This window comes from Acinetobacter sp. CY17, from assembly GCF_059515825.1.
This window is the reverse complement of sequence record NZ_JCAKMX010000016.1, coordinates 78,858-92,307: the sequence shown is the minus strand read 5'-3', so window position 1 is coordinate 92,307 and position 13,450 is coordinate 78,858. Positions and strand designations below refer to the sequence as shown.

The window sequence follows — 13,450 nt, the reverse complement described above, 5'->3', positions numbered from 1 at the left end:
TATACAACACCCAAACAGTTGGTGTTGTAGTCAAAATCACTACAAACAACTTGATTTAGTTAACGCTAACGAACAAAATAGACGACTCAGATATACCTGTTAATAACTCATTTGACGAAAGTTAGGCATTTGTAAGACCTGATGAGTAAGCATCACAGTTGTGCTGGCGACAATAGCAAGAGTGAACCACCTGATCCCTTCCCGAACTCAGAAGTGAAACCTCTTAGCGCTGATGGTAGTGTGGGGTTACCCATGTGAGAGTAAGTCATCGCCAGCTCATTATTCTAAAAATCCCTCGATCGTTGATCGGGGGATTTTTTTTCGCCTATAAAAAAATTAGCATTTATAAATGTGAAAAAAGCCCGATTGGGCTTTTTTTATAGTGCAGACTTTAATACTTTTTGCTTTTGTTTCACTTGTTTTGCGTATTTTTTGCCCTGACGTTTCATTTTCCAGCTATTTTCATAACCACTTGGGCCTACGTTATAATAGGCCAAAGCTTTTTTTAAACTACCACTTGATTGTTGGTATTTGGCTAAAATTAAACTGCCACAGGCCACATTAATACTGGGTTCATATAAATCGCCTGGGCATGTTTGTTGCCAGTAACGTGGCATCACTTGAGTTAAGCCCACAGCACCTGCAGGAGACGTAACATGGTTACGGTAACTCGACTCTTGTTGAATCAGTGCTGCTAAGGTGAGCGGCGGCAGATCATATTGCTCAGCATTGTGTAAAATTAGCGGTGCAACAACTTGCGCAGTTTGACTCGGAACTTGATAGGCAGTTTGTATCCCTTGTGCAAGTTGCTGTGAACGTTGCTGAAAAGAACCATGTAGACTATTACAGCCAACTAGGGTGAATAAAACACCCGATAAAGTTACAGCTTTTAACGCTAAAAATTTCAATATTTTAACTCATGCTCATAAACGCGTTGTGATGCTAAATTTGATGTGACTTAGCGTCAAGTCAGCTGTTGTTGGCTTTTTGCAATTCAATTTAATTGTCTTCTGGCATGCTTTAAGGCGGTTCTTAAGCCTTCTTCTAAGGTTGGATGATAAAAAGGTTGATTTAAAGCATCTTCAAGCGTGGCTTTTTGATCAATCAGCCAAGCTAACAGATGGGCCAGATGTTCTGCAGATGGCCCAAACAGCTCTGCACCTAAAATTTTACGGTCATTTTTGGCAATATAAATTTCTACGCCACCTTGATTCTTAGCTATTACACGAGCTCGGCCTTGTTTTTGATAGCTGACAAAGCCGGTAACGAAATCAATATTATGTTGCTTCAGCTGCTTATAATTTTGACCCGCACTGGCCATTTGAGGTTCGCTAAATACAATTCCTAATGGGGTTAAGTTTTTAATGTTATGGGTTTTTGGATAATTCAAGCAGTTTTGAACTGCCATTTTGCCTTCATGTGCGGCTTCATGCTGAATAGGGGTGGTGGTATGTGCATCACCTACAATAAAGATAGGGGTGTTGCCCAGTTGCTTAGTGTTTGGATCAACGGGCAATTGTTTAATATCAGCAAATTCTGGCTGAATATTTTCTAGTTTGAGGGTTGTTAATAGACTTTTACGTCCTGTAGCTACTAAAAGATAATCTGCAACAAGTGTCTTAGTTTGATTTTGCTCTTGATAACTGAGCTCGACTTTGCCATTTCGTTTTAATATTTCATTAGGTACAGTTTCAAAGCGAATATCTAATTCTTGGCCTAATGTCTGTTGAGCCAGTTGTTGTAGGGCTGGGCTAGTGAGTGAACCCACTTTACGACTACGCGCAAACATAGTCACTTGTACGCCTAGACGTTGCATGGCTTGTGCCAACTCAATTGCAATAACACCACTGCCAATGACGGCTAAAGATTGTGGTAAATCTTTTAACTCGAAAATGTCATCGGATGTAATTAAGCGATCACCTAATTCCTGCTTCCAGTGTGGTTCGTAGTTTGGGCGTGAACCTACCGCTAAAATAAAGCTTTTACTTTGATAGTGCTGACCGTTGACTTCAACAGTATTGGCATTGATAAAGCGTGCTGTTCCTGAAATCTTATGCTGCTCAGGCCATGTGTTTACATCATCTAAAGTGGCTTGGGTAAAATGATCGCGTAGCTGACGTACATGTGGCATGACCTGTGAGGTATCAATTTTTGACTCTACAGTTAGTCCCAAATGATTGGCATGTTGTATCTCATGCATACGATTGGCTGAGGAAATCAGTACTTTACTTGGCATACATCCTACCCGTGCACAGGTAGTATCCCAAGGTCCAGCGTTGATGATGAGAATATTTTGAGTGTGCCGAACAGCTTGTTTATACGCTGAGATGCCTGCTGTACCTGCACCAATAATAATAATGTCGTACATTGTTGTAAGAGGTCGTTTGTATAATGATATTTTTACTATATAAAAAAACCCTCATGAATGAGGGTTTAATTGCAAATCCTTACATTAATAGCTTAAGCCACTTGGCTGCGTTAAAGTAGTAGTGACTTTAGTGCCATTCTTAATGGATTGCCCTTTAAAAGTAAATTCATCAAAACTATGCTCAAAATTTAACGTCTTTGCAGTTTTACTATTTTTAAAAGTGAAAATATCTAGACCTGAGAGTTTCATACTGCCTGTTAAACTTTGTACATTCGTATTAGGTGTTTCATTCTCAATACGTTGACCATTAATTGCTGTCACATTTTTAAGATCAAGACTATGAATTAAATCTTTATTAACTCGATAAGTTGAGAAAGCTGTTGCATCTCCTGGTACAGAGTTAATAGTAAAGGTCACTGGTTCAACATTAGGTGTATTTGGATTGTCGTTAATCAGGACTTCAAAGCCTGAATTATTTTGTAAAGTATATAATTCGCCATCTGAGGATGTTGGATCTTTATAAATGCTCACAGCACCCTTTGTTTCTTCAGTTTGGTCATCATATGTGAGGGTAATATTGTACTCGCTATTGTCAGTTGACATAGAAACTACACGAAGTTGATCAACCTGTTCTAAGCCCCAAGACTGCTTAAATGGATAAGCAAATACACCGCTTACCCAAATATCGTTATAGCGTTTATCAGCATTCTGATTATCAAAAATAACAATGATTGTTTTACCAGTGAAGCGATCTACTTGCTCATTATCAACTTTTAAGCCAGCAATATCTTGATCAACAACATCAAAGTCCCAATCTGTGTATTTATCTTTATTTATGCTATTTAATACTGATTTAATATGTGCATCATCAATCAATACATGACATTTGGTATTTGAATAGATTCCTTCAGCGACACATTTATCAAAGGTTAAAAATGCATTTGGATTTTGTTCAAAGGCTTTACGCGCGTCAAGTGCAAGTTGTAGTGGGCCTTGTGTGAATGTATCCAAAGCATGGTCGATATAGCCTTTTTGAGCATCGGCATCATTTGGATCATAATTACCAAATAAATACTGACCTTCGCGCTTTAAAACGTCTAATTGTGCTTTTGCTGCGACTAGATCAACTGCAGGGGGCTGAGTTGTGCCACCGCCATTATTACCACTGTTGTTATTGTCATAGTAACCACTGCTACCGCCACCGCCACACGCAACCAATAATGTAGATAATGCGATTGCCAACGTACCCTGAACCAATTTCATAAAAGCCCCAAAATAATTATGTATATGAAATGTAATAATGCTTAAAGATAGCACAGATAAAATATGGCGCATATAGCGCCATATTATCTGCAGATTATACGATTAAAGACTACTGCCAACCATTACACTGGCGGTTGGTCGTAGTTGCATTGAACTACATGCTGCTAGAGAAAGACAGCAGAGTAAAATCAAGCATAATTTATTCATGTAATAAGCCTTGTGCTTTAGCCTGATCGAAAAGTGCTTTCGAGCGTGTACCGCTACGGCACACCATCAGGATAGGTTTAGGAAGCTCATTATAATATTTAGCAAACTCAACCACGTCTGTTTGAGAAACTTTACCGCTCACGACAGGTTGGTAAATCACACTGACTTTGGCCTGTTCAGCAATGCTGCGCAATTGATCCACAGTCACCAGATTACCAGGCTCTTGGTCAGGACGGTTGACGATGACAGATTTAAAACCTTGCTGCATTAACTGTTTAAATTTATCAGTATTCATCTGCCCTGTGACACTGACGTTTGAAGTCAGTGTTTTACTCAGAACTGTATCTTGGTTTTGTGCAAAGCTTGGACTGGTCAAACTTAAACACAGTGCTGTTATGACACTTGCAAAAAAGTGCTTAGTCATCGAGTAAGTCCATCTGTTTAGCAAGTTGATACAAATTATTTGAGCGATTACCTGTGCGGCAGAACATCAATACTGGCTTTGGCAATTCATTAAAATGATTAGCAAAAGCACGCACATCTAGTTCGGTAATTTGACCCGCAACCACAGGCTGATAGACATAATCTAAACCCGCAGCGCGTGCAGCTTCTTCAATTTGGGCGCTGGTGGGTTGCTCAGGGCCGCCTTCTAGATCTGGGCGATTATTGATGATTGATTTAAAACCTTTTTCTACCACTTGGCTGACATGTTCTGCACCAATTTGACCGGCAAAGCCTACTTGATCACTCATCGTTTTACTCCATCATAAGATTCATAGATTTTTAGATATGATAGCATTATGCTGAAATCTGAACCTTAATCTGTTGCAATTTTTACAAGCAATCACAGCAAACTGAAAGCCGTGGGCATGGGGCGTTTATGTATCGTTATCTCGTTGAACCGCTATATGTAAAAAGTGATAAAGACGTGTTGGCAGCGGATTTTTACCATCCCCAGACCAAAGAGCCACCTGCGGTGATTATTATGGCACATGGCTTAGCGGGATTACGCCAATTTAAGTTGGTGCAATATGCCAAACGTTTTGCCGAGGCCGGTTATGCTGTGGTGCTGTTTGATTATCGTTATTGGGGGGGGAGTACCGGCAGACCACGTGAAATGGTGTCCCTCAAACATCAACTACATGATTGGCGAGTGATGATAGAACATGTGGCCGCGCGTAAATCGATTGATGCCAGTCGCATGGTACTTTGGGGCACAGCCTTAAGTGGGGGCTATGCGTTAAATCTTGCTGCAGAATTGCCACAGATTCGTGCTGTGATTGCGCAAGTCCCTTTTGTTGATGGCGCTGAAACAGCCAAGCTCTATCCACTGCAACAATTACCCAAAGCCTTAAAGCTCTCTAGCCAAGATTATATGGGTGCTAAAGTGGGGCTAGAACCTAAACGTTTACCCGTGGTGGATCCAGATAAATTCAGCTTTTTAACAGGCGCAGCGAGTTATGAGGGCTATCTCTCTATTGTGCAGCCTGATTATTATTGGAGCGGTGAGATTCCAGCACGTGCTTTATTGCAGCTCATTCGATATCGTCCCAATAGCTTGGTCAGTCAAATCCGCTGTCCTGTATTATTTATTGCTGCACAATATGACAGTTTAGTGCCAATTGAAGCCAGCCGTGCCTGTGCGACCGATATTGCACCGCATGTGCAGTATCACGAATGGCAAATGCAGCATTTTGATATTTACCACAATGAATATTTAGATAAAGCCATACAAACCCAAATTGCCTTTTTAAACCAATATATTGGAGTTAAACCATGATTATTGTCTGCCCACAATGTAGCGCTAAAAACCGTGTTCCTGAAGATAAATTACAAGCCAACCCAAGCTGTGGACAATGCCAAGGGGCTTTAGTGCCACTTGAGCCAATTGAGCTTAATGAACAAAACTTTAGTCAATTTATTACAGGGAGTGATTTACCGATTTTAATTGACCTGTGGGCAGAATGGTGTGGGCCTTGTAAGATGATGGCACCGCATTTTGCCAATGTAGCCAAGTCTTATCCACATGTGGTGTTTGCTAAAATTGACACTGAAGCCAATCCATGTTTAAGCAGCGCGTTTAATGTACGTAGTATTCCTACGCTGGTATTGATGAATAAAACCACAGAAATTGCTAGAATAAGTGGTGCGCTTCGATCTAGTGAGCTACAACAGTGGCTAGATCAGCATCTCAATGCCAATACCGGGAGCTAATGTGTCAGATCTACTTAAGCCAGAAGGGACTTTATCTCTTCAAACTATTGCAATGCCAGCCGATACCAACTGGAGTGGTGACGTTTTTGGTGGTTGGATTGTGTCGCAAATGGACTTGGCAGGTGCAATTCATGCAGAGCGTTTCTCTAAAGGACGCTGTGCAACCATCTCTATTAATCAAATGACTTTTTTGGTGCCAGTGAAGGTAGGTGATGTGATTACCTGCTATACCAAAATTTTAAAGGTCGGTAATACTTCAATTCAAATGCAGATTGAAGTGTGGGATAGCCATGACAGTTCGCGTCCAGCACGCTGCGTGACTGAAGGCGTATTTACCTTTGTAGCGGTAGATGTCAAAGGCAATAAGCGTCAAATTCCTGAAGATGCAAAGAAAGCTTGGCAAGAGAGCCAAAGCGCTGAATAAAAAAAATCCCGCAGATGGCGGGATTTTTTTTATTTAGTCTTTAAAGTTATTAAACTGTAATGGTAGACCAAATTGTTGTTCTTTTAAAAATGCCATGACTTGCTGCAAGGTGTCACGCTTTTTATCGGTCACACGGATTTTATCACCTTGGATTGAAGATTGCGCTTTGATGCCGCTTTCTTTAATCGCTTTGTTAATTTTTTTGGCAGTGTCAGAATCTAAACCATCTTTAAGTTTAATCACTTGTACAAAGTTTTTACCTGAAGCAGCTGCTTTTTGTGGATCTAGCGCTTGTACGTCGACTTTACGCTTATAGAAATGATTTTCTAACATGGTGTAGACTTGTTCGCACTGGAAATCACTTTCAGTTGAAATTTTGATTTCTTTCGATTTTTCGTTAAGCTCAATCGAAACGTCCTGACCACGGAAGTCGAAGCGCGTTGCAATTTCTTTTTGCGTGTTTTGCACCGCATGATTTACTTCGAATAACTCTAATTCAGATACAATGTCAAAAGAAGGCATAGTTTAGACCTTTACAAATGGAAAGAATATCTGAGATGCTAGGGATGTTTTCTTCATTTGCCAAGTGTTGTTTACATCAAAGGAGTGCACAATGATCCGTAAACAAGAAATTACAACATTTGAGTTCCCAGAAAATGCAGTAATCTGGGATGTTCGTGAACCACACTCATATGCAGAGGGTCACATTCAAGGTGCGATAAATCAGCCAATCGTGAATTTATCAGCAGATAGCCTAGCTCAGGTGGCAGCGGATCAACCGATTTATATTCTATGTGGTGGTGGCAGTAAAGCGCCGCGTGCTGCAGAATTATTAGATGGTTTTGATAGTTCACGCGAATATGTAGTGCTAATGGGTGGCACCCGTGCTGCACGTGATGCTGGCTTTACCTTAGAACAGGGTTAAAAAAAAGCGCCGTGAGGCGCTTTTTTTATGCAGGTTTAAAATAAGGTTTCTTGGCTTTTACTTTTTTTTGAAAACGAGTCACTTGCAGTTTTTGGCGTAAATGTTCAGGCACAGGACAAGCCTGCTGTAAAATCTCAGCCACTAAAATCTCACTACACAGCGGTGCAAATAAGAAGCCTTTTGAGCCAAGTCCGGCCAAGGTATAGACCTCGTGTTCAGGCTGCACTTTGCCAAGCACCGGGAAATAATCCAAACTCTGTGCACGTACAGAAGCGCGACCTTGCCAAGTTTCAATGGGAGCTAAGCTCTTGGCATAATCAGGAAACACGCTTTCTAATAAGGTGAAGTTATGCCGATGGTCTTCAAGCAGCACCTCAGCATCGTCTCGATGTGGATAAAACGATGCACCTAAAATCAATTGCTGTGGATTTAGCTGCATACAATAGCCACCATAACTATAGGCTTGATCTAAGCTTAAAGGCTGCGCTGCATTGTTGAGCCAACTGACCTGACCACGAATGGCTTTTAACATAGGATATTGGTCAAACAATTGGCCGCTTTGTAGGGCACTACATACCACCACATGATCAAATTCACCTAGGCAGGTGGTGTGGCTATACAGCTGTGGCTTTGGGCTATGATGAATATGGCTCACATCAGCAATCTTTAGCACAATATGGGAATGCGCTAGAATTTCATCATGCAACAGTTGCGGACTAAGGGCAGCAGCATGTTTGAGTTTTAAACTTGGTAAGGGAATGAAGACATCAGTAGGCTGAGCTTGTAATATATCAGCTGGGTATTGCTCAGCGAGTGCCAATAAATCTTCAGCATTTTTAAGCGCAATTTGATTCACTTCAAGCGCACGAAAAGCGCCAAACTGCGCATAGTGTTGCATGGCATGTTGCCAAGCAAGGGTCATTAAATGTTGCTCAGCTTGTTCAATCGGGCACAGTTTAGGATTGAGCAAGGCCAAAGGATTGCCAGAGGCACCGCTTAAAGGCGCTGTTTTCTCAAAAATCGTGACTTGATGACCACGGCTAGCAAAGGCCCATGCTGTACTTAAACCCGCGATTCCTGCGCCAACAATGGCAATCTGACGTTGCTTAGGTGTTTTTTTTTCTGTTGATTCTAAATCAGTCGCCCAAATGCCTTTGAGCATTTCGCGTTTATGTCTAAAACCGCGCGGGCGTGAAATGGCAATGCCATGTTGTTTTAAACCGCGTTTTAACACGCCGGCTACACTAAATGAGGAAAAAGTGCTGCCTTGGCCCGACAAGCGAACGATATGATTTAAGACGTGTTCTTCCCACATATCTGGATTACAGGAGGGAGCAAAACCATCTAAAAACCAAGCATTGACCTGATGGGTTTTGGGAATCACTGGAAACACATCATGTGCATCACCGAGCCATAAATCTAAGCTAAAGCGTTCGTTAGGAAAATTTAAACGATGACAACCGGCAATAGGGAGTGGATATTGTGCCAATAATTGTTCAGCTAAAGGTTGCAGTTCCGGCCAAGCATTTAAAGCACGTATTAAATCGGGCTTGCTTAGGGGAAATTTTTCAAATGAAATGACATGTAAGTGACTGCTGTTATCTGGGCGCACCTGCTGCCAAAGCTGCCAAAGTGCCAAGATATTTAAGCCTGTACCAAAACCTGTTTCGCCTACACAAAAATAAGCATGCGGCTCAAGCTCGGCCAAACGTTCAGTTAAGTCATTACCATTTAAAAAGACATGCCGAGTTTCCAAGAGGCCATTGTCTTTAGAAAAATAGACATCGCCAAATTGTTTGGAAACAGGAATTTCAATACCATCGACCATATGCCAATCTAGGTCGGCTGTAACAATTGCATGAGACAAAAGCAAAGATACCTAAAGCGAGAAGAAAACAATTACCACTGACGGCGGCGTTTATTGTAAATGTAACCAGCCAGTAAAAAACCCAGTAAAACACCAACCACCACCGTAACGGCACCATATAAAAACATTTGCGCGCTACGTTCAGTTTGTAACACTTGTAGTTGCACACCGAGGTTATCATTTTTTAATTGCAGCTCTTGGTTTTGGGCCAAAGCAGCTAAGTTGGCTTTTTCAAGTTGCTGTAAACGTGTTTCTTGGTCTTTGACCAAAGATTTAATTGCAGCTTCTTGCTGTAGTTTATTTTTGGCCAGTTGTTCAGCGGTCAGCCCTTTGTTATTGATAGGGCTGTTGGCAGCGCCTGTAGGCGGTGTGTTTGGACGTGTGGCAGGTAAGGTTGCAGGAGCAGGCAAGGCAGTCGTCGCGCCTGAACTCGGCGTTACTGGTGCAGCAGGTGCGCTGGGTGGTGCTTCTACCGCCCATGCATATGAGACCAGACAAGAAATAGCCAAAACACTAGAAACGACGACACGCATGCGACTTTATCCTTTCGGGAATGCTTTGTTGAATGGTTTTACTTCAATATTTGAGTAAACCCCTTCACGTAAAAATGGCTCTTCAGCTAACCAAGCATCAAGTGCTTCGCAGCTATCAAAGTCAACAATAATGGTACTGCCGTAAAAACCCGCTTGTGGATTGCTTGGATCTTTAGGCATAGCACCTGCCACAATTAAACGACCCTCATCATCTAATTGTTGTAAACGGGCTAAATGTTCAGGGCGCGTAGCAAGACGTTTTTCGACTGTACCTTCCTGATCGGTACAGGTCACGACAAATAATGGCATGGTTGTTCTCGAATTCGATTATTGTTCAGAAGATTTAAAGTATTTACGCAATACAATAAACTGAACAATGATAAAGGAAAACATCACGATCATGTCACCAAATGCGGTGAATTCGCCCCAATATTTACCATCTAAAAATAAATAAGCGAAGAAACAGTGTAAAAATGACATCACTGCAAACATGCCTGCCCATGCATAGTTAAGTTTTTTCCAGCCTTGTGCGCTTAATTCAAACACAGGGCCAAATAAACGTTGAATCAATGGACGACGATCTTTCATAAAATAAGGCGAAAGTAAGAACGCACCGGCAAACACCAAATTGAGTAACACCGCTTTTAAACGAATGTAAAAATCGTCACTGAGCATTAAGGTCACGCCACCAAAAATCACCGTCATAAACAACACAATCCATTGTTGTTTATCAAGGCGGTATTTTTGCATCACAAACATCACACCGTAAACCACCAACATCGATAGCATTAGACCTGTGGTTGCGACTAAAATGTTGTTGTTATCGACACCGCCTGCAGAACCAATCAATTGTAATAGTGGATGCTGAGTATCATTAGGTTCGACGGTTTTATATAAATAAAAGAAAATAATGAGTGGCACAAAGTCTAAAAGTGCTTTCATGTTAGAGTATCTAAATCTGAGCAAATGAATGAACATAGTATAAGTGATGGACGGCGTAGATTTACATACACATAGCAATATTTCTGATGGAACTTTGTCGCCATTAGAATTAGTGCAGGCAGCCGCAGCAAAAGGCATTCATACCTTGGCTTTAACCGACCATGACACTATGGATGGCGTTGCTTTGGCTGAACAGGCGGCAAGCTGTTTAAATCAACCCTTAAAAATTATTTCTGGCGTGGAAATTTCTAGTCAATGGTCACGTCCTGCCACCAAAAAAAACTACGGCGTGCATGTGGTGGCCTTAAATATGCAAAACCCCGCGCCTTTATACGAGTTACTCGAACAACAAAAACGCATTCGTGCTGAGCGTGCTCAACAGATCTGTGATTTGCTTAAGCCTTTAATTGGTCAAGATATTTATGCTGATGTTCTGGCCAAGGTAGACAATATTCCTGATCGAGTGACGCGAACGCATATTGCCAAAACTTTAGTCGAAAAGGGCATTGTGAGTCGTGCGCAACAAGCCTTTGATAAATACATTAAAGAAGGCAAAAAAGCCTATGTAAAATTTGACGGTTTAGGCTTAGAAGAAACCATTCAAGTCATTCATGCCGCAGGTGGTTTTGCAGTGTTGGCACATCCAACCCGTTATGATTTATCAGCCACTAATATTCGTTATTTGATTGAGATTTTTGCCAAATTTGGCGGTGACGCCGTGGAGCTTCCACCTGCGATTGAACCTGTGTCGACCCGACAGATGGTCGATCGCATGATTGCAGAGTTTAATCTTAAAGTGTCTGTAGGCAGTGACTTTCATGGCGACAATATGCCTTGGATTCGCTTAGGTCATATTCCACGGGTTAAAGAAGGCCAAATTGGGATTTGGGAGAGTTTTGTTTAACCCCCCCTTTAAGCAAAAGCGGGAAAGAAAAAGCCTGAACCGCAAGCTGCTTTAAAAAAGGGAGAGGTCATTGCCTTTATACGAGGTTAAGCGTAATTTTTTAAAGTAAATTATGATCTTGCGCTTGAATCGGTGGCGGGGTGGGTTTGCCTAAGGTGCCGAGTAATTCAATCTCAATGGTACGCACCATCGCATCAAGCGGTAGGTCGTTACTTTGGGTGCCAAAAGGCTCTTCAATTTCAGTACTTAAGGCATCGAGTCCTAAGAAGGTATATGCCAAAATTCCCACTAAAAGGGGTGTTGCTAAACCAATCGTTGAACCTAAGCTAAACGGTAATAAAAAACAGAAAAAATATACAGTACGGTTGAGCAGTACCGAATAGGCAAAGGGCACAGGGGTGGTGGCAATCCGGTCACAACCGGTTTGTACAATACTCAATTCCATCACGTGTTGATTCATCTGGCTATAAATAATATCCGAAATTTCCCCTTCTTTAAGGGCTTGCATCAGTTCCCATTGAATTAAGCTTAAGGTGTATTGCGGTGCGTTAACCTGCTGATAGAGCTGGGTAATGGCTTGCTGACTCATGCCGCTGGTTTCAACCAAAGCCAGTGGATTGGCGGTTTGATGACGTAGACGATCACGCAGCACATTGGCAAATAAAATCACATGCCGAATCACCCGTTCACGTCGACCTTGCGACAACATGCGACAATCACGGTCAAAATGGCGTGCATTGGCAATTAAAATGCCCCATAGCTTACGCGCTTCCCACCAACGGTCATAGCAAGCACTGTTTTTAAAGCCCAAGAAAATCGACAGTGCTACCCCAATTAAGGTAAAGCCTGCCAAAGGTAATTCAGGTAAATGAAAGAAATCGATATAAGATAAGCCACCGACAATGGCAGAAATCAGCATCACAATGCCTAAAGGTGGTAATACCTTGGGTAAAATTGTGCCGCGCCATGAAAATAACAGCTTAAATGTGGTGGGTTGGTCGCGAACAATCATGTTTTACAATCGTCAGAATTTGTATTGATCTTCAAGATTTCCCGATTTTTTGTCAATAGATTTAAGTCTAAGATTAAGGCGAATTTTTAGGCAAAAGCAATTGATGTTCGGCAAAAGAAAAACTGCTATCGCGTGCGATAATACAATGATCAATCAGCTCGATTTCAACCAAAGCGCAAGCGGCTTGAATATGCTCGGTCAGTTGTAAATCTGCTTTGGAGGGTAGGGCTTTGGCAAAGGGATGATTATGGGCAATGACCAAATGGGTGGCGTGCTGCTGAATGGCAAATCTTAAAATTTGATTAATAGAAATTTCACAAGAATTAAGGCCGCCAAAGAATAGTTTTTTAAAGGCAATATGCCGTAATTCCGCATCTAGACACAGCACTGCAAATACTTCGCGGGTTTCATCTAACAGTTCAAAACGTAAGTAATCGATTAACAGGCTAGAGTTGTTTAAAGATAAGGCTTGTTGCTGCAACTGCTGACCAATATAGCGTTTACCTAACTCTTTTACTGCCATCAACTGGGTGTATTTACTGCTGCCAATGCCATGAAAATCAGCTAATTCACTTAATTCTGCATCTAAAATTTGAGTTAAATTACCAAAATGCTGTAAGAGTTGGCGTGCCAATTCCACCGCCGATAGGCCTTTGCTGCCAGAGCGTAAAAAGATCGCCAGTAGTTCTGCATCGGATAGGCTTGCTGCACCATATAGAATTAAGCGCTCACGTGGCCGTTCTTGTTCGGGCCAATCTTTAATAGAATTTTTCATAAAATTATACTTTTTT

General features: G+C 41.6%; 17 protein-coding genes and 1 rRNA gene. 6 read left to right on the top strand and 12 right to left on the bottom strand.

Features of this window, described 5'->3' with window-relative positions; all coding sequences use genetic code 11:
* Window positions 1–162: 162 nt before the first annotated feature.
* Window positions 163–277: ribosomal RNA gene (gene rrf, locus AC5YCI_RS11700) — 5S ribosomal RNA — on the top strand.
* A gap of 100 nt (window positions 278–377) precedes the next feature.
* Here the strand turns inward: rrf and AC5YCI_RS11695 are convergent.
* From AC5YCI_RS11695 to AC5YCI_RS11675, 5 genes are all read right to left on the bottom strand, one after another.
* Window positions 378–908 carry a lytic transglycosylase domain-containing protein gene (locus AC5YCI_RS11695; protein WP_496130078.1) on the bottom strand — a complete coding sequence of 177 codons (531 nt, stop codon included), beginning with the start codon at window positions 906–908 and terminating at the stop codon, window positions 378–380.
* Between the two features lie 86 nt (window positions 909–994).
* Window positions 995–2,368 carry a dihydrolipoyl dehydrogenase gene (locus AC5YCI_RS11690; protein WP_496130077.1) on the bottom strand — a complete coding sequence of 458 codons (1,374 nt, stop codon included), beginning with the start codon at window positions 2,366–2,368 and terminating at the stop codon, window positions 995–997.
* Between the two features lie 84 nt (window positions 2,369–2,452).
* Window positions 2,453–3,631, bottom strand: coding sequence for a hypothetical protein (locus tag AC5YCI_RS11685; RefSeq protein WP_496175548.1), 1,179 nt, complete (start codon window positions 3,629–3,631; stop codon window positions 2,453–2,455).
* Window positions 3,632–3,830: 199 nt separating this feature from the next.
* Complete coding sequence (locus AC5YCI_RS11680; RefSeq protein ID WP_496130075.1) at window positions 3,831–4,262, bottom strand: protein tyrosine phosphatase family protein; 432 nt, start codon at window positions 4,260–4,262, stop codon at window positions 3,831–3,833.
* Window positions 4,255–4,590 (bottom strand): protein tyrosine phosphatase family protein, encoded by a 336-nt coding sequence (locus tag AC5YCI_RS11675; protein WP_496130074.1) that lies wholly within the window; start codon window positions 4,588–4,590, stop codon window positions 4,255–4,257. The genes AC5YCI_RS11680 and AC5YCI_RS11675 overlap by 8 nt, the downstream gene beginning before the upstream one ends.
* Before the next feature lie 128 nt (window positions 4,591–4,718).
* On the opposite strand from AC5YCI_RS11675, the gene AC5YCI_RS11670 reads away from it, so the two are divergent.
* The 3 genes from AC5YCI_RS11670 to AC5YCI_RS11660 are packed head-to-tail and all read left to right on the top strand — an operon-like array spanning window position 4,719 to window position 6,476.
* Entirely contained in the window at window positions 4,719–5,618 is a 900-nt protein-coding gene (locus tag AC5YCI_RS11670) for an alpha/beta hydrolase (protein WP_496130073.1), read from the top strand.
* Window positions 5,615–6,052 carry a thioredoxin TrxC gene (gene trxC / locus AC5YCI_RS11665; RefSeq protein WP_496130072.1) on the top strand — a complete coding sequence of 146 codons (438 nt, stop codon included), beginning with the start codon at window positions 5,615–5,617 and terminating at the stop codon, window positions 6,050–6,052. The genes AC5YCI_RS11670 and trxC overlap by 4 nt, the downstream gene beginning before the upstream one ends.
* Window positions 6,033–6,476: an acyl-CoA thioesterase gene (locus AC5YCI_RS11660; RefSeq protein ID WP_496130071.1), complete on the top strand. Its 444-nt coding sequence runs from the start codon at window positions 6,033–6,035 to the stop codon at window positions 6,474–6,476. Before trxC ends, AC5YCI_RS11660 begins: the two co-directional genes overlap by 20 nt.
* A 33-nt stretch (window positions 6,477–6,509) precedes the next feature.
* Here the strand turns inward: AC5YCI_RS11660 and AC5YCI_RS11655 are convergent, their stop codons facing one another.
* Window positions 6,510–6,998 (bottom strand): YajQ family cyclic di-GMP-binding protein, encoded by a 489-nt coding sequence (locus AC5YCI_RS11655; RefSeq protein ID WP_122900337.1) that lies wholly within the window; start codon window positions 6,996–6,998, stop codon window positions 6,510–6,512.
* Window positions 6,999–7,089: 91 nt separating this feature from the next.
* Between AC5YCI_RS11655 and AC5YCI_RS11650 the strand changes: the two genes are divergently transcribed.
* On the top strand, window positions 7,090–7,401 hold the full coding sequence (locus AC5YCI_RS11650; protein ID WP_496130070.1) for a rhodanese-like domain-containing protein: 312 nt from the start codon (window positions 7,090–7,092) through the stop codon (window positions 7,399–7,401).
* Between the two features lie 25 nt (window positions 7,402–7,426).
* On the opposite strand, the gene mnmC is transcribed toward AC5YCI_RS11650, so the two are convergent.
* From mnmC to AC5YCI_RS11630, 4 genes are read right to left on the bottom strand one after another with little or no spacing between them, the layout of a single operon-like run.
* Window positions 7,427–9,268 carry a bifunctional tRNA (5-methylaminomethyl-2-thiouridine)(34)-methyltransferase MnmC2/FAD-dependent 5-carboxymethylaminomethyl-2-thiouridine(34) oxidoreductase MnmC1 gene (gene mnmC / locus AC5YCI_RS11645; RefSeq protein WP_496175547.1) on the bottom strand — a complete coding sequence of 614 codons (1,842 nt, stop codon included), beginning with the start codon at window positions 9,266–9,268 and terminating at the stop codon, window positions 7,427–7,429.
* Window positions 9,269–9,300: 32 nt separating this feature from the next.
* Window positions 9,301–9,801 carry an SH3 domain-containing protein gene (locus tag AC5YCI_RS11640; RefSeq protein WP_496130068.1) on the bottom strand — a complete coding sequence of 167 codons (501 nt, stop codon included), beginning with the start codon at window positions 9,799–9,801 and terminating at the stop codon, window positions 9,301–9,303.
* Between the two features lie 6 nt (window positions 9,802–9,807).
* The gene (locus AC5YCI_RS11635; RefSeq protein ID WP_496175546.1) at window positions 9,808–10,110 is read right to left on the bottom strand and encodes a YciI family protein; all 303 of its coding nucleotides are present in this window, start codon (window positions 10,108–10,110) and stop codon (window positions 9,808–9,810) included.
* Between the two features lie 18 nt (window positions 10,111–10,128).
* On the bottom strand, window positions 10,129–10,743 hold the full coding sequence (locus tag AC5YCI_RS11630; protein ID WP_496130066.1) for a septation protein IspZ: 615 nt from the start codon (window positions 10,741–10,743) through the stop codon (window positions 10,129–10,131).
* Between the two features lie 46 nt (window positions 10,744–10,789).
* Here AC5YCI_RS11630 and AC5YCI_RS11625 point away from each other — a divergent pair, with 46 nt between their 5' ends.
* Entirely contained in the window at window positions 10,790–11,647 is an 858-nt protein-coding gene (locus AC5YCI_RS11625; protein WP_496130065.1) for a PHP domain-containing protein, read from the top strand.
* Window positions 11,648–11,747: 100 nt separating this feature from the next.
* Here the strand turns inward: AC5YCI_RS11625 and AC5YCI_RS11620 are convergent, their stop codons facing one another.
* On the bottom strand, window positions 11,748–12,659 hold the full coding sequence (locus AC5YCI_RS11620; protein ID WP_122900325.1) for a bestrophin family protein: 912 nt from the start codon (window positions 12,657–12,659) through the stop codon (window positions 11,748–11,750).
* A gap of 73 nt (window positions 12,660–12,732) precedes the next feature.
* Window positions 12,733–13,434, bottom strand: coding sequence for a RadC family protein (radC, locus tag AC5YCI_RS11615; protein ID WP_496130064.1), 702 nt, complete (start codon window positions 13,432–13,434; stop codon window positions 12,733–12,735).
* Window positions 13,435–13,450 lie beyond the last annotated feature (16 nt).

Bases quoted from the DNA above. Each gene is read 5' to 3' on its own strand.
- AC5YCI_RS11625 (WP_496130065.1), top strand. From the start codon at position 10,790: ATGGACGGCGTAGATTTACATACACATAGCAATATTTCTGATGGAACT.
- AC5YCI_RS11660 (WP_496130071.1), top strand. From the start codon at position 6,033: ATGCCAATACCGGGAGCTAATGTGTCAGATCTACTTAAGCCAGAAGGG.
- AC5YCI_RS11655 (WP_122900337.1), bottom strand. From the start codon at position 6,998: ATGCCTTCTTTTGACATTGTATCTGAATTAGAGTTATTCGAAGTAAAT.
- AC5YCI_RS11640 (WP_496130068.1), bottom strand. From the start codon at position 9,801: ATGCGTGTCGTCGTTTCTAGTGTTTTGGCTATTTCTTGTCTGGTCTCA.
- AC5YCI_RS11680 (WP_496130075.1), bottom strand. From the start codon at position 4,262: ATGACTAAGCACTTTTTTGCAAGTGTCATAACAGCACTGTGTTTAAGT.
- AC5YCI_RS11635 (WP_496175546.1), bottom strand. From the start codon at position 10,110: ATGCCATTATTTGTCGTGACCTGTACCGATCAGGAAGGTACAGTCGAA.
- AC5YCI_RS11690 (WP_496130077.1), bottom strand. From the start codon at position 2,368: ATGTACGACATTATTATTATTGGTGCAGGTACAGCAGGCATCTCAGCG.
- radC (WP_496130064.1), bottom strand. From the start codon at position 13,434: ATGAAAAATTCTATTAAAGATTGGCCCGAACAAGAACGGCCACGTGAG.
- trxC (WP_496130072.1), top strand. From the start codon at position 5,615: ATGATTATTGTCTGCCCACAATGTAGCGCTAAAAACCGTGTTCCTGAA.
- AC5YCI_RS11675 (WP_496130074.1), bottom strand. From the start codon at position 4,590: ATGAGTGATCAAGTAGGCTTTGCCGGTCAAATTGGTGCAGAACATGTC.
- AC5YCI_RS11685 (WP_496175548.1), bottom strand. From the start codon at position 3,631: ATGAAATTGGTTCAGGGTACGTTGGCAATCGCATTATCTACATTATTG.
- AC5YCI_RS11620 (WP_122900325.1), bottom strand. From the start codon at position 12,659: ATGATTGTTCGCGACCAACCCACCACATTTAAGCTGTTATTTTCATGG.
- AC5YCI_RS11650 (WP_496130070.1), top strand. From the start codon at position 7,090: ATGATCCGTAAACAAGAAATTACAACATTTGAGTTCCCAGAAAATGCA.
- AC5YCI_RS11630 (WP_496130066.1), bottom strand. From the start codon at position 10,743: ATGAAAGCACTTTTAGACTTTGTGCCACTCATTATTTTCTTTTATTTA.
- AC5YCI_RS11670 (WP_496130073.1), top strand. From the start codon at position 4,719: ATGTATCGTTATCTCGTTGAACCGCTATATGTAAAAAGTGATAAAGAC.